The organism is Streptomyces sp. E11-3 (assembly GCF_046540415.1).
GTDB lineage: Bacteria > Actinomycetota > Actinomycetes > Streptomycetales > Streptomycetaceae > Streptomyces.
Genome location: NZ_JAZGRL010000001.1, coordinates 1,341,681 through 1,361,048 on the forward strand (window position 1 = coordinate 1,341,681; position 19,368 = coordinate 1,361,048).

Consider the following 19,368-nt stretch of genomic DNA (forward strand, 5'->3'; position numbering starts at 1 on the left):
AAGACCAGAGCCGGTGCGTCTTCCGGCCCGTCAAAGCGGTATTGCGGGGTTTCAGTCGTCGTCTCGCTCACCCGCTCACGCTCCCATATCTCACGTTCCCTCACGGGAGGGGGCCAGGGCTCTCGCCAGACCTGACGATGCGACGGATGAGCTCCCAGACCGCCGAGAGGCAGCGGCCTGGCGCTTCTGCGCGTACCAAGAGGCGCCTCAGGAAGGATCGGACCAGATGTCCATGGGGATGGTGCCGATGCTGCGGCCGGCGGGGTCGAGGATGCGGCCCATGCGCTTGACGAAGCGTAGGGAGACCGCTTGGTCGAGCACCTTCAGCCCAGGCAGTGCGCTGGTGAGGCGGGCTTCGAGGCCTCGGACGTCGGGAAGGGAGCGCAGCCAGACGCTGATGAGCAGGTTCGCCGTGCCCCCGGCGAGTCCGATGCACGCCCGGATCTCCGGGACGGCGGCGAGCAGCCGGTTCAGGGCGTCGCGGTCGTCGATCTGGGCCTGGGCCCAGATCGAGGTGGAGATCGGCCAGCCGCACAGCGGCTGAGCCACTTCACAGCGCAGCTCCAGGTCCTCGTTCGCGATGAGGAGGGCGAGGCGCTTGCGTACGGTGGTGATGCCGACGCCCAGTTCCTCCGCGAGCTCTGTGAGCGAGGTGCGCCCGTCGGCTGCGAGGCGCACCAAGAGGAGCCGGTCCCTCGCGGTGAGGGTCTGGGGCGTCGACGGAGACCGCGGCGGCCGCTCGGCGGTGATGCGGGCCCGCTGCCGGGGGTCGAGGGAGCGCAGACGCCAGTCGGTGGCGTGCGTGAAGACGTGGGTGCCGAGCTGGGCGCGGTTGGCGCTGATCCCGGGGAGCGTTCCGAGGCGTTCGAGCAGGTATCCGGAGAGGTCGGAGAGCGTAGGCGTCGACACCGTGAGCAGCAGGTCCCGGCCGCCGCTGGTGTGGTCCACGGTCAGGACGTGGGGCCACCGCGCGACGGTGTTGGCCACTTCGCGCGCGCGGCCGGCCTGACAGTCCACTTCGACGAAGGCCAGGCAGCCCTGGGAGATCTGTGCGCGCCCGGGCTGTGCCGTGATCCACGCGACGCCCGACTCGGTCAGCCGGGACCAGCGCCTGGCCACGGTGACGGGGTCGAGGTCGAGGGCCCGTCCGATACGTGACCAGGGGGCTCGGGGATCGATTTGCAGCGTGTTGACCAGGCTGAGGTCGAGCTCGTCCAGGTGTGCAGATTCCTGCAAACGATCAGGCATGGAAGAAAGATCCTGCGATTTCGATGGGCGTGAGTACCGAGTATCCATCATCGCTGGCAACCGAGCGACAGCGAGGTGTACGTCAGTGAAAGGGAACGAGGGTGTCGGTACGCGAGGACGCACGGAGTGTGCACGGTGATCTGGTCCGCCTGCGGCGGGCGCTGCATACCGAACCCGAACTCGGCCTGGAATTGCCGCGTACGCAGGACAAGGTCCTGGCCGCCCTGGACGGACTGCCGCTGGAGGTCACCACGGGGAACGGGCTGACCTCCGTCACCGCGGTCCTGAGGGGCACCCGCCCCGGTCCCACGGTTCTGCTGCGCGCCGACATGGACGCGCTGCCCGTCTCCGAACGCGCCGATCTCGCGTACGCCTCCCGCACGGAGGGGGTGATGCACGCATGCGGCCACGACCTGCACACGTCCATGCTCGCCGGCGCGGCACAGCTCCTCTCCGCTCGCCGGGACGAACTCGCGGGCGATGTGGTCTTCATGTTCCAGCCCGGCGAGGAGGGGCAGGACGGCGCCGGCCACATGCTGGGCGAAGGAGTCCTGGACGCCTCCGGTGAGCGGCCGGTGGCCGCCTATGCCCTGCACGTCACGTCGGCCGGCTACCCGAGCGGGATGTTCGCGACCCGCCGTGGCCCGGTCCTGGCATCCTCCGACAGCCTTCGCGTGACCGTACGCGGCGCGGGGGGTCACGGCTCCATGCCGCACGTGGCCAATGACCCCGTACCGGCGGCGTGCGAGATGGTCACCGCGCTGCAGACGTTCATCAGCCGCAGATTCGATCCGTTCGACCCCGTGGTGCTGACCGTGGGCGCCTTCCACGCGGGCACGGCCGCCAACGTCATCCCCGACGAGGCCCGGTTCACGGCGACCGTACGGTCGTTCTCCGCCTCGTCGCACGGCCGGATCAAGGACGGCGCCGCGCAGGTGTGCCGGGGTATCGCGGCCGCCCACGGCCTCGACGTCGAGGTGGACTTCGCCGAGTTGTACCCCCTCACCGTCAACGACCCGGCCGAGGCCGAGTTCGTCGCCGACACGGTGGCGGAGGTGCACGGCGAGGAACGCTACGCGTGGGCGCCCCGGCCGGCCGCCGGCTCGGAGGACTTCTCCCGGGTCCTGGACGAAATACCCGGCGCGTTCGTGGTCCTGGGCGCCTGCCCGCCGGACCGGGACGTCCAGCAGGCCCCGTACAACCACTCGCCCCTGGCCGCCTTCGACGACGGCGTACTGGGTGACGGAGCCGCGCTCTACGCCGAACTCGCCCTGCGCCGCCTGGCGAAGGCGAAGCCCGCCCCTGTCTGCTGACCTCTCTGCCCGCGGCACCCACGCGCCGCGTCTCCGTGCGCCCCTGGGCCCCTGCCCCTGGGCCCGGGCGCACCACAGCACCACCCGCCGGCAAGCCCCGCCGCACCCGCAGCCCCGCCGGACGCAGCTCATCCAGCTGCGCCTCGTCCCCCAGGAGAAGACCCGTGCCCGACTACGCATCCCCGGCCACCAGATCNGTATCGCTGGTAACCGACCGCTCACCCGGGTCCCCGGCGCTCGGCGCGTCGTCACCGGCCGGGGTGCGCGGCGGCGCGGCGGCGGCGCGCTGCGCGCGGAGTGCGGCGCGGGCGCGGTCGGCGGGGCTCGGGGCCGGGGTCATGTGGGCGGCCTCCGGAGCGAGATCAGGTCGGAGAGCTCGCGGTCGGTGAGCTCGGTGAGGGCTGCCTCGCCGGAGCCGAGTACGGCGTCCGCCAGGGCGCGCTTGGCGGTGAGCATCTCGGCGATACGGTCCTCGACCGTGCCCTCGGTGATCAGCCGGTGCACCTGGACCGGCTGGGTCTGGCCGATGCGGTACGCGCGGTCGGTGGCCTGCTCCTCGACCGCGGGGTTCCACCAGCGGTCGAAGTGGATGACATGGCCCGCGCGGGTGAGGTTGAGGCCGGTGCCCGCCGCCTTGAGGGAGAGGACCAGAACCGGCGTTGCTCCGCTCTGGAAGCGGTCCACCAGGTGTTCGCGCTCGGCCACCGGCGTGCCGCCGTGCAGCAGTTCGGCGGGGATCGCCCGAGTGGCGAGGTGCTCGCCGATCAGCCGGGCCATGCCGACGTACTGGGTGAAAATCAGCGCGGAGCCGTCCTCGGCGAGGATGGTGTCCAACAGCTCGTCCAGCAGGGCGAGTTTGCCGGAGCGGCCGACGAGCCGGGCGGGCGCGGGCGGGCCACCAGGCGTCGACGCCGTGCCGGAGCGCCCCGACTGGCCCTCCTTCAGATACTGCGCGGGGTGGTTGCAGATCTGCTTCAGCGCGCCGAGGAGCTTGAGGACCAGCCCGCGGCGGGCGATCCCGTCGGCGGCCTCGATCGCGGCCAGCGACTCGCGGACCACGGCCTCGTAGAGCGCGGCCTGTTCGCGGGTGAGCGGCACCGGGTGGTCCGTCTCCGTCTTGGGCGGCAGTTCGGGGACGATACCCGGATCCGACTTCTTGCGGCGGAGAAGGAAGGGGCGGATCAGCCGGGACAGGCGGGCCGCCGCCTCGTCGTCGTCCCCTCCTTCGACCACCCGCGCGTGCCGGGCGCGGAACGACTTCAAGGGGCCGAGCAGTCCGGGGGTGGTCCAGTCGAGCAGGGCCCACAGCTCGGAGAGGTTGTTCTCGACGGGGGTGCCGGTGAGGGCGACGCGGGCCGGTGCCGGGATGGTGCGCAGGGCCTTCGCGGTCGCCGAGTAGGCGTTCTTGACGTGCTGGGCCTCGTCCGCGACGACCATCCCCCAAGGCTGCTCGGCCAGCCGGGGCGCCGCCCCGCGCATCGTGGCGTACGTGGTGAGGACGAAGCCGCCGTCGAGGTCTTCCAGGGTGCGGGCTGTGCCGTGGTAGCGGCGCACCGGGACACCGGGGGCGAAGCGGGCGATCTCCCGCTGCCAGTTGCCGAGGAGGGATGCGGGGCAGACCACGAGAGTCGGCTCCGGTCGGGCCCGGCGCAGGTGCAGGGCGATCAGTGTGACGGTCTTGCCGAGGCCCATGTCGTCGGCGAGGCAGCCGCCGAGGCCGAGGGACGTCATCTGGTCGAGCCAGGCCAGGCCGCGGAGCTGGTAGTCGCGGAGCTGGGCGTGCAGTCCCGGTGGCGGGTCGGCCAGGGGCAGGCCCGCGGTGAGCCGGTCGCGCAGGGTCGCGAGCGCGCCGACCGGGACCGCGTCGACCGTCTCGCCGTCCACATCGGCGGTGCCGGTGAGGGCGACGGAGAGCGCGTCCACCGGGTCGAGCAGGCCGAGCTCCCGCTTGCGGGCCTTGCGGACCAGGGCGGGGTCGACCAGGACCCAGCGGTCTTTGAGCCGTACGACGGGGCGGTGCGCCTCGGCGAGCTGGTCCATCTCCGCCTCGCTGAGCGGGTCCCCGCCGAGCGCCAGCTGCCAGCGGAACTCCAGCAGGCGCTCGGTCTCGAAGAAGCTGGTGCCGTCGGTGGCGGAGCCGGGTGCGGGCCGTACGACCGCGGCCGCTGAGAGGTCCTGGGCCAGGTCGCGCGGCCAGTGCACGGCGACCCCGGACGCGCCGAGCCTGCTCGCCGCGGTGCCGAGCAGCTCGTACAACTCCGCTTCGGACAGCGGCAGTACGGCGGGGGTGTCCTGCTCCAGGAGCCGTTCCAGCGGCGCCCACACGCGGGCGGCGCGGCGCAGCGCGAGCGCCGCGTCCACCCGGGCGCGCGGTCCGAAGGCCGGGTCGCCGTCCCCCGCCCACAGGGCGGCGGCGTCGATGACGAGGGTGGGGTCGGCGAGGCTGTGCACCTGGACGATCGCGGCGCCCGCGGAGCGGTCGTCGTCGGTACGGTCGAAGAGTTCGGCCCCCGACAGGTCCAGGCGCAGCGAGACGCGCACGCCCGTGTCCATTCCGGCCGCGGCTTCGGCCGCCCAGGCGCGGGCGCCGGGCAGCCGCTGCGGCGCACGGGCCGCGAAGGGGGCACCCGAGGCGTAAGCGGCGGCCGGGGTGCGGGGCAGTGTGTCGGCGACCGCGTCCAGGAAGGCCCGCAGCAGCGCCTCGGGCTCGGGCAGCTCCAACGGCTTGCGCGGCACACCGCTGGAGGTGCTGGTGAGCGGGGTGGCATGCCCCTCGTACGGCAGCGCGGCGGCGATGGCCCGCAGATGGGCGAGGTCTTCGGCGTCCAGCGGACCGGCCCGCCAGGCGTCGGAGTCGTCACCGGTGAGTCCGGGCAGCAGCCTGCCGCGGGCGGTGAGGCGTAGCGCGAGCAGGGCGGCGGCGCCCCAGCAGGCCGTCGCGGGGTGTGCGGCCGGGTGCTGACGGGCACGCACCAGCAGCGGCAGGGCGTCGGTGAGGGGCAGTGTCAGGGCGGGTACGGAGATGGTGCGGGCACCGGTGCCGTGCCGCCGCACGACGACCAGCTCCACCTGACGTGCGCCGCTCGCCGCCACCGGAGGCGCGTCGGTCCAGGACACTCCGCGTGAGCCGCCCGCCGCCACCGGAGACGCGTCGGTCCCGGACACCCAGCGCGAGCCGCTCACAGACGCCGGAGACGCGTCGGTCCCGGACACCCAGCGCGAGCCGCTCGCAGACGCCGGAGACGCGTCGGTCCCGGACACCCAGCGCGAGCCGCTCACAGACGCCGGAGACGCGTCGGTCCCGAGCACGCCGCGCGAGCCGCTCACAGACGCCGAAAGCGCGTCGTTCGCAGCCGCCGAGCCCACGTCAGCCGACGCCGCCTCGCGCCCCGCTGGGCCCTCGCCCGGGCCCGTCGGCGACGCCAGGCCCCCGTACGCGTGCTCGGCCGCCCACCCGGCGGGAGCCCCCTGCGGGTGCCAGAACGCCACCCGGCCCTCGCGTGGGAGCGCGGCGGGGAGGAACACGGCGGCCGCGTGGATCGGCGCGCTGGTCATGCCGTACTCACCCGCCCTCCGTACCGTCGTCGATCAGCTGTCCACGACTGTACGGAGGGGCACTGACAATCAGGGTGTGGCCTTCGAGACCACGTACACCATGGGGTGGTCGGGGTTGGAGCGGTCGACCGTGATGCGCTGGGTCGGCAGGGGCCGATTCTGCTCGTGGACCAGGCCGGACCACGGGCCAGGTCCTGAGAAGTCCCAGGAGACGACGTCACGGTCGCGCTTGCCGATGGTGAGTTCGCCGTCCTCAAGATCGGCGGGGTCGGCGCCGATCCGTTCGAGGAAGGTGTCGAGCCCGTCGTTGCTGGTGAGGAACTGCACGTAGAGGCGGCTGGCGCGCCAGTTGTTCGTCTCGTAGTAGGCGACGCGCTGCGACTTCCCCGGGATCGGCACCTCGTAGATGCGCCGCTGGAGCCTGGACGGCCAGCCCTCGGTGAGGCCGGTGGCGGAGTACTTGGCCGCCTTGTCCCGTCCGCTGTCGCGGCTCTGTGCCGCGGAGATCACCAGGTAGCCGGCCGGGATGCCGATCAGCAGCACGATGGTGATCGCGGTCAGCCAGCGGCGGCGGATCATGTGCCGCCGGTCCTCCGCGGGCTCGGGTTCCTCGTCCGGGGACAGGGACGGCGACGGGTGAGGCACGGTCATCTACGGGTTTCCCTGGGTGGTGCGGTCGGTGCCGAGCACGCGCGCGTAGCGCTCGTAGCGCTCCACCCGGCGCCGGTTGGCGCGGCGAAAGCGGCGGGCCACGAGCCGGGCGAGGTCGGCGGCACCGACCATACCCGCCTCCGGGCCGAGCTGGGCCTTGGCGATACGGGCCTCGGGTCGGTAGCCGCGCCCGGTGAGGTGGCGCCGGAAGGCGTCGCGGGCGGGCCCGATGAGCAGGTCGTCGGCGGCGCTGACGCCGCCGCCGATGACGAAGCAGGACGGGTCGAGGGCGGCGGCCAGGTTGGCGATGCCGACGCCGAGCCACTGGCCGATGTCCTGGAGCAGCTCGACGCACATGGCGTCGCCTTCGCGGGCGAGCTCGGTGATCAGCGGCCCGGTGATGTCCTGGACGTTGCCGCCGACCCGGTCGATGATGCCGTACGCCACCGGGGAGTCCGCGGCCGCGAGCTCGCGGGCCTCTCGGACCAGGGCGTTGCCCGAGCTGTACTGCTCCCAGCAGCCGCGGTTGCCACACGGGCAGCGGTGCCCGCCGGGCACCACCTGCATATGGCCGAACTCTCCGGCGACCCCGAACTTGCCGCGCTTGACCTGGCCGTCTTCGAGGATGGCGCCGCCGATGCCGGTGCCTAGGGTGATCATCACCAGGTGGTCCTCGCCGCGGCCGGCGCCGAACCGCCACTCCGCCCAGGCGGCGGCGTTGGCGTCGTTGTCGACCATGACGGGGACCGCGAGGCGGGCCTGCAGCGCGTCGCGCAGCGGCTCGTTGCGCCAGGACAGGTGCGGGGCGAACAGCACGCGGCTGCGGTCGGCGTCGACCCAGCCCGCCGCGCCGATGCCGACGGCGTGCACGTCGTGCCGGTCGGAGAGGTCGAGTACCAGCTCGGTGATGGTGTCCTCGACGACCTTGGGGCTCTTGGACTTGTCCGGGGTCTCGGTGCGGAGCTTCTCCAGGATGTGGCCGTCCGCGTCGACGACGCCCGCCATCACCTTCGTACCGCCGATGTCGATGCCGACGGTGGGGACCCGCGGTGCCGTCAGGTGGGAGCGTCGTTCGCGCGCGGCGACGGTGCGCAGGACGCTGGCCCGCGCGGTGCCGCGGTGTGCGAGGTCGCGGTAGGTGCTCATCGTGCCGATTCTGCCTCACTCGTCAGGGTTGCCGCAGTGCGCCGCCCCTGACCTGGTCGTACTCTCCGTGAACCCTTCGGGGGCGCTATGGCGGGGTCAGTCCCCCTCCGGTGCCGCGTCCGTCGGGTGTCCGCCGATCTGTGGTGGGGTGGGGGCGCGCTCCAGTTCGTGGCTGAGCTCGTCGAGCTCGGAGCCGCCCGCCATCTGCCGGGTGAGCTCGTCCAGGCCGATCTCGGACTTGAGGTGGCTGCCGGCCATGGCGCCGCGCTTGAGGAGCACGAAGCGGTCGCCGACCAGGTAGGCGTGGTGAGGGTTGTGGGTGATCAGTACGACGCCGAGTCCGGCGTCCCGGGCGGCGGCGACGTACTTCAGGACGACCCCGGACTGCTTGACGCCGAGCGCGGCCGTCGGTTCGTCCAGGACCAGGACCTTGGCGCCGAAGTAGACGGCGCGGGCGATCGCCACGCACTGGCGCTCGCCGCCGGACAGGGTGCCGATCGGCTGGTCGACGTCGCGCAGGTCGATGCCCATGCGCAGCAGCTCCGTGCGGGTCGTCTCGCGCATCCGGTCGACGTCCAGGCGCTTGAAGGGGCCGAAGCCCTTCCTGGGCTCCGAGCCGAGGAAGAAGTTGCGCCAGACCGGCATCAGGGGGACCACGGCGAGGTCCTGGTAGACGGTGGCGATGCCGCGGTCCAGGGCCTCGCGCGGCTTGCTCAGCCGGGTCTCTTCGCCCTCGATGGAGAAGGTGCCCGCGTCGTGCTGGTGCAGCCCGGAAATGATCTTGATCAGCGTTGACTTGCCCGCGCCGTTGTCGCCGAGTACGCAGGTCACCTCGCCGTCGTGGACCTCCAGCGACACGCCTTCGAGCGCGCGGATGTTGCCGTAGTACTTACTGACGTCTTCGAGGGCGACGAGCGGCGTGCCCTGCTCGGGACGCTGGTCCTGGTCGGTGGCCTGTGGGGAACCGGTCATTTCGTGGCCTCCGCGCGCTTGCGGACCCAGTGGTTGAGCAGGGTCGCCAGAAGGAGCATCGCTCCGAGGAAGAACTTGTACCAGTCGGCGTCCCACTCCGCGTACACGATGCCCTTGCCGGTCATCCCGAAGATGAAGGCGCCGAAGGCGGAGCCGATCGCGGAGCCGTAGCCGCCGGTGATCAGACAGCCGCCGATGACGGCCGCGATGATGTAGATCAGCTCGTTGCCGACGCCCTCGCCCGACTGGACCTCGTCGAACGAGAAGAGCAGGTGCTGGCCCGAGACCCAGGCGGCGAAGGCGACCCCCATATAGAGGCCGATCTTGGTCTTGACGACCGGGACGCCGACGGCGCGCGCCGCGTCCTTGTTGCCGCCGACCGCGAAGATCCAGTTGCCCGCGCGGGTGCGCAGCAGAATCCAGGTGGCGACGCCGACCAGCGCCAGCCACCAGAGGATCGTGATCTTGAAGCTGACGTCGCCGACGGTGATCTGCGAGGCGAAGACCTGCCGCGCGGAGTCGAAGCCCTCCATGTCGGAGATCGACTTGGTGGAGACCGTGCCGCTGATCAGCTTGGTGAGGCCGAGGTTGAGGCCGGTCAGCATCAGGAAGGTGCCGAGCGTGATGATGAAGCTCGGTAGCTGCGTACGGGTGAGCATGAAGCCGTTGAAGACGCCGACGGCCAGGGTGACCAGCAGCGAGACGAACACGCCGACCCAGATGTTGGCGGTCAGCTGGTAGCTGACCATCGACGAGGTCAGCGCGGAGCTGGTCACCAGGACACCGGCGGACAGGTCGAACTCGCCGCCGATCATCAGCAGCGCGACCGGCACCGCCATGATCCCGATGGTCGACGCCGCGTACAGGACCGTGCTCAGGCTTGAGGCGCGCAGGAAGCTGTCGGCCGCGAAGGAGAAGAAGACGAAGACGGCGAGCGCGCCGACGACCGCGCCGAGCTCGGGGCGGCCGAGGAGTCGGCGCAGCAGCGAGGTTCTCAGCAGCCGCTCGTCGACTGCCTTGTCGGGTGCCGGGGCCGGGGCGGTGGTGGTCATCGGGTCCCCCGCTTCGCGTAGTCCTCCAGGGTGGCGGCGTCCTTCTTGGTGATGATCTGCGGGCCGGTGAGGACGGGCTTGCCGCCGCCGAGTACGTCGGCGTTGTACAGGTAGAGCCAGAGCAGGTCGACGGCCTCGTAGCCCTGGAGGTAGGGCTGCTGGTCCACGGCGAAGCCGAGGGTGCCGTCCTGCAGGCCCCGCGCGACCTTGGGGTTGAGGTCGAAGGTGTCGATCTCGGCGTCGCTGCCCGCGTCCTGCTTCGCCTTCATCGCGGTGTCGGCGAACGGGGCGCCGAGGGTGACGACCGCATCGATGGACTTGTCGGACTGGAGCTTGGCGCCGATGCCGGACTGCACGTCGGGCATGTTGGTGCCGTCGACGTACAGGTTCTCCAGCTTGCCCTTGAAGGTCTTGGCGGTGCCGTCGCAGCGCTGCTCGTGGCCGACGTTGCCCTGCTCGTGCAGGACGCAGATGGCCTTCTTCTTGCCGCGTGCGTTGAGTTCCTCGCCGACCGCCTCACCGGCGATGCTCTCGTCCTGGCCGACGTGGGTCAGGGCGCCGAACTCCTTGGACTCCTCGGAGCCGGAGTTCACGGTGATCACCGGGATGCCGGCCTTCTTGGCGCGGGCCAGCGCGTCCTTCATGGCGCCCGGCTTGGCGAGCGTGACGATCAGCGCGTCGACCTTCTTGTCGATGTAGGAGTCGACCAGCTGGGCCTGCTGCTGACCCTCGTCGTCGTGCGCGTACAGGAAGTTGATGTTGTCCTTGACCGCGGCCTGCTCGGCCCCGCTCTTCACGATGTCCCAGAAGCTGTCGCCATCGCCCGAGTGGGTGACCATGCCGATGGTCCAGCGGGGGGTGTCGACCGCGGCCCTGCCCTGCGCCTGGGCCTTGCGGGCGTCCTCGGCGCGCTTGCCCCCGGTGCTGCTGCACCCGGTCAGCGACAGCCCGACCGCCGCCGCCAGCGCGATGCCTACCCAGGTTCGAACCCTTGCCACGAAGCCGTGCCCCTCTAGCTGATCTTGCCGCTCTGCCCGTACCGACCGGTACGCCGGGGTCGCGTGTGCGACCCCGAACGCCCCAGTATCGGACACGATGGCCCACGGCGTGGTCAGCGGGGGCGTCACAACGGTCACCTGGTGCCGTTCTCGGTCAGCTTCTCGAGCTGGGGCACGTCCTTCTCGGTGACGATCGCGGGTCCGGTGAGGACCGGCTTGCCGCCGCCGATGACGTTGGCGTTGGTCTTGTAGAGCCACAGCTCGTCGACGGCGAGATAGCCCTGCAGATACGGCTGCTGGTCGACGGCGAAGCCGATGTCCTTGGCCTTGAGCTGCCCCACGACGTCGGCGTTGAGGTCGAACGTGTCGATCTCGGCCTTGCTGTTCGCGTCCTTCTTGGCCGCCGCGGCGGCCTCGGCGAAGGGCGCGCCGAGGGTGACAACCACATCGATGTCCTTGGCGGACTCGAGCTTGGCCTGGATCGTCGACTGGGTCTCGGGCATGTTGGTGCCGGTGACGTTCAGGTTCTCGGTCGAGCCGTCGAACGTCTTCTTCACCCCGGCGCAGCGGTCCTCCAGGGAGACGTTGCCCTGCTCGTGGATGACGCACAGCGCCTTCTTCAGACCCCGCTTGGTCAGCTCGTCGCCGACGGCCTCGCCGGCCACGGCCTCGTCCTGCCCGATGTGGGTGAGCGCGCCGTACGCCTGCGAGAACTGGCCGCCGGAGTTGATCGTGACGACGGGGATGCCCGCGGCGGCGGCCTTGGCCAGGACGTCCTTCATCGCCTTCGGCTTCGCGAGGGTGACGACGATCCCGTCGACCTTCTTGTCGATGTACGACTGGACCAGCTGGGCCTGTTCCTTGGCCTCGTCGTCGTGGGCGTAGAGGAACTCCACGTTGTCCTTGGCCGCCGCCTTCTCGGCCCCGCTCTTGACGATGTCCCAGAAGGTGTCGCCGTCACCGGAGTGGGTGACCATCGCGATCTTCAGCCGGGGGCCCGAGACGGTGCCGCCGCCCCCGCCGTCGTCGGACTTGTCCTCGGAGTCCTTGCCTCCGGAGCTGCTGCATCCGGCCGCGAGCACGATCAGCGCTGCGCAGGCCGCGGCTGTCGCCGCCGTGCGGGGTGTTCGGGCCGTACGGGCTGTACGGGCTGTACGCATGGTGCACCCACCTCATCTCCCGGCCGCCCGGTGCGGCTGGGGGAGTTCTAGCGGCGGGCGCACAGCGCCGTCAATGCTTTGTCAGAACATTCTTACGGGCGCAGTCTCACTGCATTCTTACGGGCGCGGTCTCACGCCCGTACGAGGAGCTGGAACTCGAAGGAGTAGCGCGAGGCGCGGTAGGTGTGCGAGCCGAACTCGACGGCCCGCCCGGTGTCGTCGAAGGTGGTGCGCTCCATCGTGAGCAGCGGCGCCCCCGCGGGCTCGGTCAGCGACTCGGCCTCATCGGCGGTGGCGGCACGGGCGCCGATCGACTGGCGGGCGCTGTGCAGGGTGATCCCCGCGCCCCGCATCAGCCGGTACAGGCCGGTGGCCTCAAGCTGCGCCGAGTCCAGGGCGAGCAGCCCGGCGGGCAGGTGGTTGCGCAGAAACGCCATCGGCTCGTCGTGGGCCAGCCGCAGCCGCTCGATGCGCTGTACGTCGCTGCCCTCGCCGATCCCGAGAGCGGCCGCGACCTCGGCGGACGCGGGTTCGACGGTGTTGCTCAGCACGCGGGTCGTGGGGCGCTGCCCGGCCGCCTCCAGGTCGTCGTAGAGGCTGCTGAGCTCCAGGGGGCGCCTGACACGGCTGTGTACGACCTGGGTGCCGACGCCGCGCCGGCGCACAAGCAGCCCCTTGTCGACCAGCGACTGGATGGCCTGGCGGACCGTCGGGCGGGACAGGCCGAGCCGCCCGGCCAGCTCGATCTCGTTGCCGAGCAGGCTGCCGGGCGCGAGGCTGCCCTTCTCGATGGCCGCTTCGAGCTGCTGGGACAGCTGGAAGTAGAGCGGGACCGGGCTGCTGCGGTCCACGCCGAGAGGGAGGGACTGGGTCAGCGCGGTCTGGTCCGGCTCGGGCTTGGGCACGGGCCGAGCGTAGTCCTACAAGATGTTGACGGGAAGTCTTGAGGTTCGGTTGTCCGGACAAACGATGGACAGGCGAGTGCGGCGGTGTCACTTTGGGTCCATGCGCATCGGACTCATCGGAGCAGGTCGAATCGGTTCCTTTCACGCGGCGGTGCTCGCCCGCCACCGCGAGGTGGGTTCCCTGGTCATCGCGGACGCCGACCCCGCGCGGGCGGCGGAGCTGGCGCACCGGCTGGACGCGACAGCGGCGCCCGGCGCGGACGAGGTCTTCACCTGGGGTGTGGACGCGGTAGTGATCACGGCGGCCACGTCGGCGCACGCGGAGCTGGTCGGCCGGGCGGCGCGGGCCGGGCTGCCCGCCTTCTGCGAGAAGCCGATCGCCCTGGACCTGGCGGGGACACTGGGCGCGCTGCGCGATGTGGAGGCCGCCGGGTCGGTGCTCCAGCTGGGGTTCCAGCGGCGTTTCGACGCGGGCTTCACGGCCGCGCGTGAGGCGGTACGCGACGGTCGGCTCGGGCGGCTGCACACCGTGCGGGCGATCACCTCCGACCCGGCGCCGCCCCCGGCCGCGTATCTGCCGCTGTCCGGCGGCCTCTACCGGGACTGTCTGATCCACGACTTCGACATGGTGCGCTGGGTGACGGGGCGCGAGGTGCGCGAGGTGTACGCGATGGGCTCGGACGCCGGGCCCGCGATGTTCCGCGACGCGGGCGACGTGGACACCGCCGCCGTGGTGCTCACCCTGGACGACGGGGTGCTCGTGACGGCGACGGCGACCCGGTGCAACGGCGCGGGCTACGACGTCCGGATGGAACTCGCCGGTGAGCTCGACCAGGTCACGGTCGGCTTGGACGACCGCACCCCGATCGCCTCCACCGAACCTGCCGGGCCCCCGGCCGCCGACAAGCCGTGGTCCGGTTTCCTGGAGCGCTTCGCGCCCGCGTACGAGGCGGAGCTCACCGCGTTTGTCGAGGTGGTGCTCGGTGAGCGGGACAACCCCTGCGACGGGCGCGAGGCGCTGCGGGCGCTGCGGGTCGCCGAGGCGTGCGAGCTGTCGCGGCGCGAGCGACGTGTGGTGCGGCTGGAGGAGATCGCGGGCGGGTGAGCGGGGCGGGTGACCCGGGCGGGTGAGCGGGGGCGGGTGAGGCCGCCGCCAGGCGGCTTGGCGGCTTGACTGCTTGGCGGTTCGGGTGTCTGGTGCGGCGTCGTTTGGGTGCGGGTGGGCGCGCTCTGTTCGGGGGTGGAGCGGGGACCCGCCGGGGGTACGTGCTCACACCGGCGGGGCGTCCGGTGGGGTCAGGGAACCCGGTGGTGCCGCCGGCGCTGCGCGCGCACCCCCGCCGTGCCCCCTCCCGTTGCATTGCGGCCACCGGTCCGGTGGGGCTGCTTGCTACCACCGGTCCGGTGGGGCTGCGCTTCTGCGATGCAACGCCCTGTGGGCTGGGTGGCGGCAGCCGAACGGCTCCGGCAGGATCGGCCCATGGGGACGCAACCGAGCATCGTGGAGCGCGCGGAGCAGCCCTTCGTGGGTGTCAGGAGCCGGATCACGCTGACGAGTTTCGGGCTGCTCGCCGACCGTCTGCCCGAGGTGCTGGGCTGGGTCGGCGAGCGGGGGATCGCGCCGGTGGACGGGCCCTTCTTCCGGTACGAGGTCATCGGCGCGGGTGGCCTGGCGGATGGGGAGCTGCAGGTGGTGGCCGGGTTCCCGGTCTCGGAGCGGGTGCGTACCGTCAGCGGTGAGGGGGACCTCTTCGGCGGCGTACTGCCTGCCGGACGCTATGCGACCGTCGCCCATGTCGGGCACCCTGACGGGCTGCTGCAGGTCTCGGCCTCACTGCTGAAGTGGGCGCATGCCAAGGGTCTTGAGTGGGACATGTCCCACTCGGACTCGGGCGAGGTGTGGGGCTGCCGCCTGGAGAGCTACAAGACGGACCCACGGGTGGAGCCCGACCTGAACAAGTGGGAGACGGAACTGGCCTTCCGGCTCAGGCAGTAGCGGCCCGGACGCCCCCGCGCCGGTCGGTCACTCGTCCTCCAGGAGGCCCGCGTCGTGGACCAACAGGGCGATCTGGACGCGGTTGTTGAGGTTCAGCTTGGTCAGGGTGCGGGAGACGTGGGCCTTGACCGTGGCGACGCTCATGAACAGCTCCGCGGCGATCTCGGCGTTGGCCCGGCCGTGGCCCACGGCGACGGCGACCTCCCGCTCGCGCTCCGCCAGGGTGCCAAGTCGGGCCCGCGCCCTGGCCGTTCGGTCGAGGTGCGGCTCCGGGCCCGCGGTGTGCGCGATGAGCTGGCGGGTGACGGTCGGCGAGAGGACCGGGTCGCCCGCGGCGACCCGGCGTACCGCCTGCACGATCTCGGCGGGCGGGGTGTCCTTGAGGACGAAGCCCGCGGCGCCCGCGCGCAGCGCCCGCAGCACCTGTTCGTCGGCGTGGAAGGTGGTCAGGACGATCACGTCGGGGGCGTCCGCGCGGCCGCGCAGCTCCTCGGTGGCGGTGAGGCCGTCGACGAGCGGCATCCGGATGTCCATCAGGACCACATCGGGGCGGGTACGGTCCACCAGCGCGGGCACCTCGCTGCCGTCGGCGGCCTCGCCGACGATCTCGATGTCGTCCGCGCCGCCCATCATGAAGGAAAGGCCCGCGCGAACCAGGGGATCGTCGTCGACGAGGAGCAGCCGGATCGGAGTCATGGGCCCCACGGTAGCCAGGCGGTGATCCGGAATCCGCCCTGGCCGTCGGTCCCGTGCTCCAGACGTCCCCCGGCGAGGGTCGCGCGCTCGGTGAGCCCGATGAGGCCCTGGCCGGAGCCCGGCACCCTGGGCACCTCGCCGGGCGGCGCCGGGTTGCGTACCTCCACGGTCAGTCCGGCGCCCGCCTCACCGGCCACGCGCACGGTGACCGGGGCGCCCGGTGCGTGCTTGCGGGCGTTGGTGAGGCCTTCCTGGGCGATGCGGTACGCGTTGCGGCCCACGCTCACCGGGACCGCGGCGGGGTCGGCGACGCGCTGCTCGACGGCCACCCGCATCCCGGCCGCGCGGGACTCGGTGACCAGGGTGTCCAGGGCGGCGAGGGTCGGCTGCGGCCGGCCGCTGTCGTCGGCGGGCTCACCGGCGCGCAGCACCCCGATGATCTCGCGCAGGTCCTGGAGCGCCTCGTGCGCGCTGTCCCGGATCACCCCGGCCGCGCGGGCGACTTCGGCGGGCGGGGCGTCGGGGCGGAACTCCAGTCCGCCCGCGTGCACGCTGAGCAGGGTGAGCCGGTGCGCCAGTACGTCGTGCATCTCGCGGGCGATGTCCTCGCGGGCGAGTCGCTGGGCCTGCTCCGCGCGCAACGCCGCCTCGGTCTCGGCGCGCTGGGCACGGTCGCGGAGGCTGAGCAGCAGCTGGCGTCGGGAGCGTACGAACATGCCCCAGCCGATGACCATGGCGGTGAGCAGCACCAGGAACGCGATCGTCACGGGGTACGGCATCTCGTCCTCGGGACGCAGCCACAGGATCAGCGGGATGGTGGCGACGCTCGCCCCGCCGATCCAGGCCACGTAGCGGAACGGCCGGTGCACGGCGACGGTGAAGAGGGCGATCAGGCCCGCGCCGCCCGAGCTGTCGGACAGCACACCGGCCACCATCAGTGCCACCGCGAGCCCGACCGGCCAGCGCCTGCGCAGCCAGACGGCGGCGCAGGCCAGTGCGCCGATCAGCTGGTCGAGGACCATCAGCCCGTCCGGAACGTCGGTCCGCTCGGCCATCGTGTCGATGGAGACCAACCCCAGGATGACCGCGAAGAGGAAGGCCGCGAAGTCGACCAGCCAGTCGCGCGCGGTGCGCCGGACCCGGCCGCCGCGGGCCCGGTCCGGGTCCAGTTCGGCGGCGACGCCCGAAGGCAGCAGCCACGGGTAGGCCCGGCCCTCCCAAGGAGGCTCCCAGGGCGGGGCGCCCGCTGGGGGCTCGGACTGCTTCACACCACTCATGGTCGCTCAATCTACGCAGCTCCGGGGCCTGTTCAGCGCCGTGGCGGGCCGCCCTAGACCAAAGTCGGCCGATCCTCGACTTTCGGCGCGTCGGCTCTGGCCCGCTGGCCAATACCCGGGGGTCGACCCTCGCGGGGAAGATCGACATATGAAGCAGCTTCTCGAATTCCTCGGCGTACTCGCCATCTTCCAAGGCGCGACCGCGACGCTGTACGGGGCAACCGGCTGGCCCGAGGGCTGGGGACTGATCCAGCGCCTGGACTTCCTCGACGGCTACGAGCTCTACGCGGGGATCACCTGCCTCGTACTCGCGGGAGCGCTGTTCGCCGCGTCGGAGAGCGTCAAGTCGTCCTGAACGGCCGGACGTTGTCTCACTCGAACGTCCCGTACGTCGGCCGCCCCGCGCGCTCGTACGTGCCGATGACGACACCCGCGGCGGTCGTACGGGACCCGGCCAGCCGGAACGCCGTCGGCAGCCCGCCGTCCGCGAAGAGCCGCTTGCCGGTGCCGAGGGTGACGGGGAAGGCCAGGAGGCGGACGGTGTCGATCAGATCGTGCGCCAGCAGGGACTTGGCGAGTCCGCCGCTGCCGTGCAACTGCAGTTCGCGCCCTGGCCGGTCCTTGAGCGCGGTGACCTCCTTGACCAGGTCGTCGCGGCCGATCAGCTGGGTGCCCTGCCAGTCGGCGCTGGTCAGCGTGGTGGTGGCGACGTACTTGGGCAGCGCGTTGAGCCGGGAGGCGATCGGGTCGGCGGGGTCGGTCATCTTCGGCCAGTACGAGGCGAAGATCTCGTAGGTGCGGCGCCCGAGGAGGAAGGCGTCCACCTGGTCGAAGACCTCGGTCATAAAGCGGCCGAAGTCCTCGTCCGCGTACGGGAACGACCAGCCGCCGTGCGTGAAGCCGCCGCTGGTGTCCTCGTCCGGGCCGCCGGGGGCCTGATAGACGCCGTCGAGGGTGACGAACTGGGTGAGGGTGAGCTTCATGGCGGGACCTTTCTCCCGTAGGGGCGACGAACCGGGTGTCGGTTCGTCGCTGTTCAGACCACTCACTGTTCAGACCTTCACCCGGCCCGGAACTCATCGCGACCGCGATGTCCGGTTCCCGCCAGCCGACATCACCTCCGAACGATTTCCTTGAACCTGCAAGCACTTCTGGTGAAACCGGTGAAAGAGGTTCAAAGATGTCTTCACAGACGCTGACCGGCAAGACGGCCCTGGTCACAGGGGGCAGCCGCGGCATAGGCGCGGCGACCGCCGTGCGGCTGGCTCAGCAGGGCGCCGATGTGGCGATCACCTACGTACAGGGGTCGGACGCGGCCCAGGATGTCGTACGGAAGATCGAGGCGGCCGGGCGGCGCGGCCTGGCGATCCGGGCGGACGCTGCCGAGGCCGGTTCGGCCGCCGCGGCCGTGGAGCGGACCGTCGCGGAGCTGGGACGCCTGGACATCCTGGTGAACAACGTGGGCGTCGGCGTCCTCGGCCCCTTGGAGAGCCTCACGCTCGATGACGCCAATCGGGTGCTGGACGTCAATGTGCGTTCGGTGTTCCTGGCGTCCCAGGCCGCGGCCGCCCGGCTGGAGCGCGGCGGGCGGATCATCTGCGTCGGCAGCTGCATGGCGCAGCGGGTGCCGGGCCCCGGCGGGACGCTCTACGCGACGAGCAAGGCCGCGCTGATCGGCCTGACCAAGGCGCTCGCCCGGGAGCTGGGCGGGCGCGGGATCACCGCGAACATCGTGCACCCCGGCCCGGTGGACACGGACATGAACCCGGCCGACGGCCCGTACGCCGAGGCGCAGAGCGCGCTGACGGCGCTGGGGCGCTACGGCTCCCCGGACGAGGTCGCCTCGCTGGTCGGCTATCTGGCCGGAGATGAGGCCTCGTACATCACCGGGTCGGAGTTCTCGGTCGACGGCGGGCACGCGGCGTAGGCACTGATGGGTACGTGACTTGCGGATAGGTGACCTACGCGTACGTAGACGAGCGTGGGGCGCGCCGGGGCTGTCCAGGCAGTGTCCTAAGCCCCGTCATTACGGTACGACTGGTGACATGACCTACCTCGACGGCAGCGGGATCGTCGCCCGCGAGTACCGACGTCTCTCCGACGCCAAGGGCGGCACGAGCCTGGAACGCCAGGGCGCGGACAATCGAAGCACCGCCGCCGAGTACGGCTGGACGCTGGGCCAGCCGTACTCCGACAACGGACTGTCCGCGTCCCGGTACGCCCGCAAGACACGCGATGACTTCGAGCGGCTCGTCGCTGATCTCCTCAACGGGGACTTCGGCGCGGACGTCCTCATGCTGTGGGAGTCCTCGCGTGGCTCCCGTCAGGTCGGCGAGTGGGTCAGCTTCATCGAGCTGTGCGAAGAGAAGCAGGTGCTGCTTGCGTCCCTAGAGCGTTAA

At 71.6% G+C, this 19,368-nt stretch carries 18 protein-coding genes; 6 read left to right on the plus strand and 12 right to left on the minus strand.

Annotation, left to right across the window (positions count from 1 at the left end):
* Positions 1–207 precede the first annotated feature (207 nt).
* Positions 208–1,248, minus strand: coding sequence for an Lrp/AsnC family transcriptional regulator (locus tag U9R90_RS06150; protein WP_411055360.1), 1,041 nt, complete (start codon positions 1,246–1,248; stop codon positions 208–210).
* Between the two features lie 101 nt (positions 1,249–1,349).
* Here U9R90_RS06150 and U9R90_RS06155 point away from each other — a divergent pair, with 101 nt between their 5' ends.
* On the plus strand, positions 1,350–2,561 hold the full coding sequence (locus U9R90_RS06155) for a M20 metallopeptidase family protein (protein WP_411055361.1): 1,212 nt from the start codon (positions 1,350–1,352) through the stop codon (positions 2,559–2,561).
* Positions 2,562–2,897: 336 nt separating this feature from the next.
* On the opposite strand, the gene U9R90_RS06160 is transcribed toward U9R90_RS06155, so the two are convergent.
* The 8 genes from U9R90_RS06160 to U9R90_RS06195 all read right to left on the minus strand — a co-directional run bounded on the left by U9R90_RS06160 (position 2,898) and on the right by U9R90_RS06195 (position 12,970).
* Positions 2,898–6,116: an SNF2-related protein gene (locus U9R90_RS06160; protein WP_411055362.1), complete on the minus strand. Its 3,219-nt coding sequence runs from the start codon at positions 6,114–6,116 to the stop codon at positions 2,898–2,900.
* A 69-nt stretch (positions 6,117–6,185) separates the two neighbouring features.
* Positions 6,186–6,767 (minus strand): sugar kinase, encoded by a 582-nt coding sequence (locus tag U9R90_RS06165; protein WP_411055363.1) that lies wholly within the window; start codon positions 6,765–6,767, stop codon positions 6,186–6,188.
* Positions 6,768–7,913, minus strand: a complete 1,146-nt coding sequence (locus tag U9R90_RS06170) for an ROK family glucokinase (protein WP_411055364.1) — start codon at positions 7,911–7,913, stop codon at positions 6,768–6,770.
* Between the two features lie 96 nt (positions 7,914–8,009).
* Positions 8,010–8,885 (minus strand): ATP-binding cassette domain-containing protein, encoded by an 876-nt coding sequence (locus tag U9R90_RS06175; protein WP_411055365.1) that lies wholly within the window; start codon positions 8,883–8,885, stop codon positions 8,010–8,012.
* On the minus strand, positions 8,882–9,937 hold the full coding sequence (locus U9R90_RS06180; RefSeq protein WP_411055366.1) for an ABC transporter permease: 1,056 nt from the start codon (positions 9,935–9,937) through the stop codon (positions 8,882–8,884). The genes U9R90_RS06175 and U9R90_RS06180 overlap by 4 nt, the downstream gene beginning before the upstream one ends.
* Positions 9,934–10,935, minus strand: a complete 1,002-nt coding sequence (locus U9R90_RS06185) for a sugar ABC transporter substrate-binding protein (protein ID WP_411055367.1) — start codon at positions 10,933–10,935, stop codon at positions 9,934–9,936. Before U9R90_RS06185 ends, U9R90_RS06180 begins: the two co-directional genes overlap by 4 nt.
* Positions 10,936–11,069: 134 nt before the next feature.
* Positions 11,070–12,095, minus strand: a complete 1,026-nt coding sequence (locus U9R90_RS06190; protein WP_411055368.1) for a substrate-binding domain-containing protein — start codon at positions 12,093–12,095, stop codon at positions 11,070–11,072.
* A 131-nt stretch (positions 12,096–12,226) separates the two neighbouring features.
* On the minus strand, positions 12,227–12,970 hold the full coding sequence (locus tag U9R90_RS06195; protein ID WP_411057653.1) for a GntR family transcriptional regulator: 744 nt from the start codon (positions 12,968–12,970) through the stop codon (positions 12,227–12,229).
* Positions 12,971–13,100: 130 nt separating this feature from the next.
* On the opposite strand from U9R90_RS06195, the gene U9R90_RS06200 reads away from it, so the two are divergent.
* Both U9R90_RS06200 and U9R90_RS06205 read left to right on the plus strand, forming a co-directional pair.
* Entirely contained in the window at positions 13,101–14,105 is a 1,005-nt protein-coding gene (locus U9R90_RS06200; protein WP_411055369.1) for a Gfo/Idh/MocA family oxidoreductase, read from the plus strand.
* Between the two features lie 375 nt (positions 14,106–14,480).
* Positions 14,481–14,996: a GyrI-like domain-containing protein gene (locus U9R90_RS06205; protein WP_411055370.1), complete on the plus strand. Its 516-nt coding sequence runs from the start codon at positions 14,481–14,483 to the stop codon at positions 14,994–14,996.
* Positions 14,997–15,023: 27 nt separating this feature from the next.
* On the opposite strand, the gene U9R90_RS06210 is transcribed toward U9R90_RS06205, so the two are convergent.
* A complete protein-coding gene (locus tag U9R90_RS06210; protein ID WP_411055371.1) occupies positions 15,024–15,692 on the minus strand; it encodes a response regulator in 669 nt (222 codons plus the stop codon).
* On the minus strand, positions 15,689–16,969 hold the full coding sequence (locus U9R90_RS06215; protein WP_411055372.1) for a sensor histidine kinase: 1,281 nt from the start codon (positions 16,967–16,969) through the stop codon (positions 15,689–15,691). Before U9R90_RS06215 ends, U9R90_RS06210 begins: the two co-directional genes overlap by 4 nt.
* 148 nt (positions 16,970–17,117) lie before the next feature.
* Between U9R90_RS06215 and U9R90_RS06220 the strand changes: the two genes are divergently transcribed.
* Entirely contained in the window at positions 17,118–17,324 is a 207-nt protein-coding gene (locus tag U9R90_RS06220; RefSeq protein WP_411055373.1) for a hypothetical protein, read from the plus strand.
* A 16-nt stretch (positions 17,325–17,340) separates the two neighbouring features.
* On the opposite strand, the gene U9R90_RS06225 is transcribed toward U9R90_RS06220, so the two are convergent.
* The gene (locus U9R90_RS06225; RefSeq protein ID WP_411055374.1) at positions 17,341–17,952 is read right to left on the minus strand and encodes a dihydrofolate reductase family protein; all 612 of its coding nucleotides are present in this window, start codon (positions 17,950–17,952) and stop codon (positions 17,341–17,343) included.
* 197 nt (positions 17,953–18,149) lie between these two features.
* On the opposite strand from U9R90_RS06225, the gene U9R90_RS06230 reads away from it, so the two are divergent.
* Both U9R90_RS06230 and U9R90_RS06235 read left to right on the plus strand, forming a co-directional pair.
* Positions 18,150–18,896 (plus strand): 3-oxoacyl-ACP reductase family protein, encoded by a 747-nt coding sequence (locus U9R90_RS06230; protein WP_411055375.1) that lies wholly within the window; start codon positions 18,150–18,152, stop codon positions 18,894–18,896.
* A gap of 118 nt (positions 18,897–19,014) precedes the next feature.
* Positions 19,015–19,368, plus strand: coding sequence for a recombinase family protein (locus U9R90_RS06235; RefSeq protein WP_411055376.1), 354 nt, complete (start codon positions 19,015–19,017; stop codon positions 19,366–19,368).

Bases quoted from the DNA above. Each gene is read 5' to 3' on its own strand.
- U9R90_RS06150 (WP_411055360.1), bottom strand. From the start codon at position 1,248: ATGCCTGATCGTTTGCAGGAATCTGCACACCTGGACGAGCTCGACCTC.
- U9R90_RS06160 (WP_411055362.1), bottom strand. From the start codon at position 6,116: ATGACCAGCGCGCCGATCCACGCGGCCGCCGTGTTCCTCCCCGCCGCG.
- U9R90_RS06165 (WP_411055363.1), bottom strand. From the start codon at position 6,767: ATGACCGTGCCTCACCCGTCGCCGTCCCTGTCCCCGGACGAGGAACCC.
- U9R90_RS06170 (WP_411055364.1), bottom strand. From the start codon at position 7,913: ATGAGCACCTACCGCGACCTCGCACACCGCGGCACCGCGCGGGCCAGC.
- U9R90_RS06175 (WP_411055365.1), bottom strand. From the start codon at position 8,885: ATGACCGGTTCCCCACAGGCCACCGACCAGGACCAGCGTCCCGAGCAG.
- U9R90_RS06180 (WP_411055366.1), bottom strand. From the start codon at position 9,937: ATGACCACCACCGCCCCGGCCCCGGCACCCGACAAGGCAGTCGACGAG.
- U9R90_RS06190 (WP_411055368.1), bottom strand. From the start codon at position 12,095: ATGCGTACAGCCCGTACAGCCCGTACGGCCCGAACACCCCGCACGGCG.
- U9R90_RS06200 (WP_411055369.1), top strand. From the start codon at position 13,101: ATGCGCATCGGACTCATCGGAGCAGGTCGAATCGGTTCCTTTCACGCG.
- U9R90_RS06205 (WP_411055370.1), top strand. From the start codon at position 14,481: ATGGGGACGCAACCGAGCATCGTGGAGCGCGCGGAGCAGCCCTTCGTG.
- U9R90_RS06210 (WP_411055371.1), bottom strand. From the start codon at position 15,692: ATGACTCCGATCCGGCTGCTCCTCGTCGACGACGATCCCCTGGTTCGC.
- U9R90_RS06215 (WP_411055372.1), bottom strand. From the start codon at position 16,969: ATGAGTGGTGTGAAGCAGTCCGAGCCCCCAGCGGGCGCCCCGCCCTGG.
- U9R90_RS06220 (WP_411055373.1), top strand. From the start codon at position 17,118: ATGAAGCAGCTTCTCGAATTCCTCGGCGTACTCGCCATCTTCCAAGGC.
- U9R90_RS06225 (WP_411055374.1), bottom strand. From the start codon at position 17,952: ATGAAGCTCACCCTCACCCAGTTCGTCACCCTCGACGGCGTCTATCAG.
- U9R90_RS06230 (WP_411055375.1), top strand. From the start codon at position 18,150: ATGTCTTCACAGACGCTGACCGGCAAGACGGCCCTGGTCACAGGGGGC.
- U9R90_RS06235 (WP_411055376.1), top strand. From the start codon at position 19,015: ATGACCTACCTCGACGGCAGCGGGATCGTCGCCCGCGAGTACCGACGT.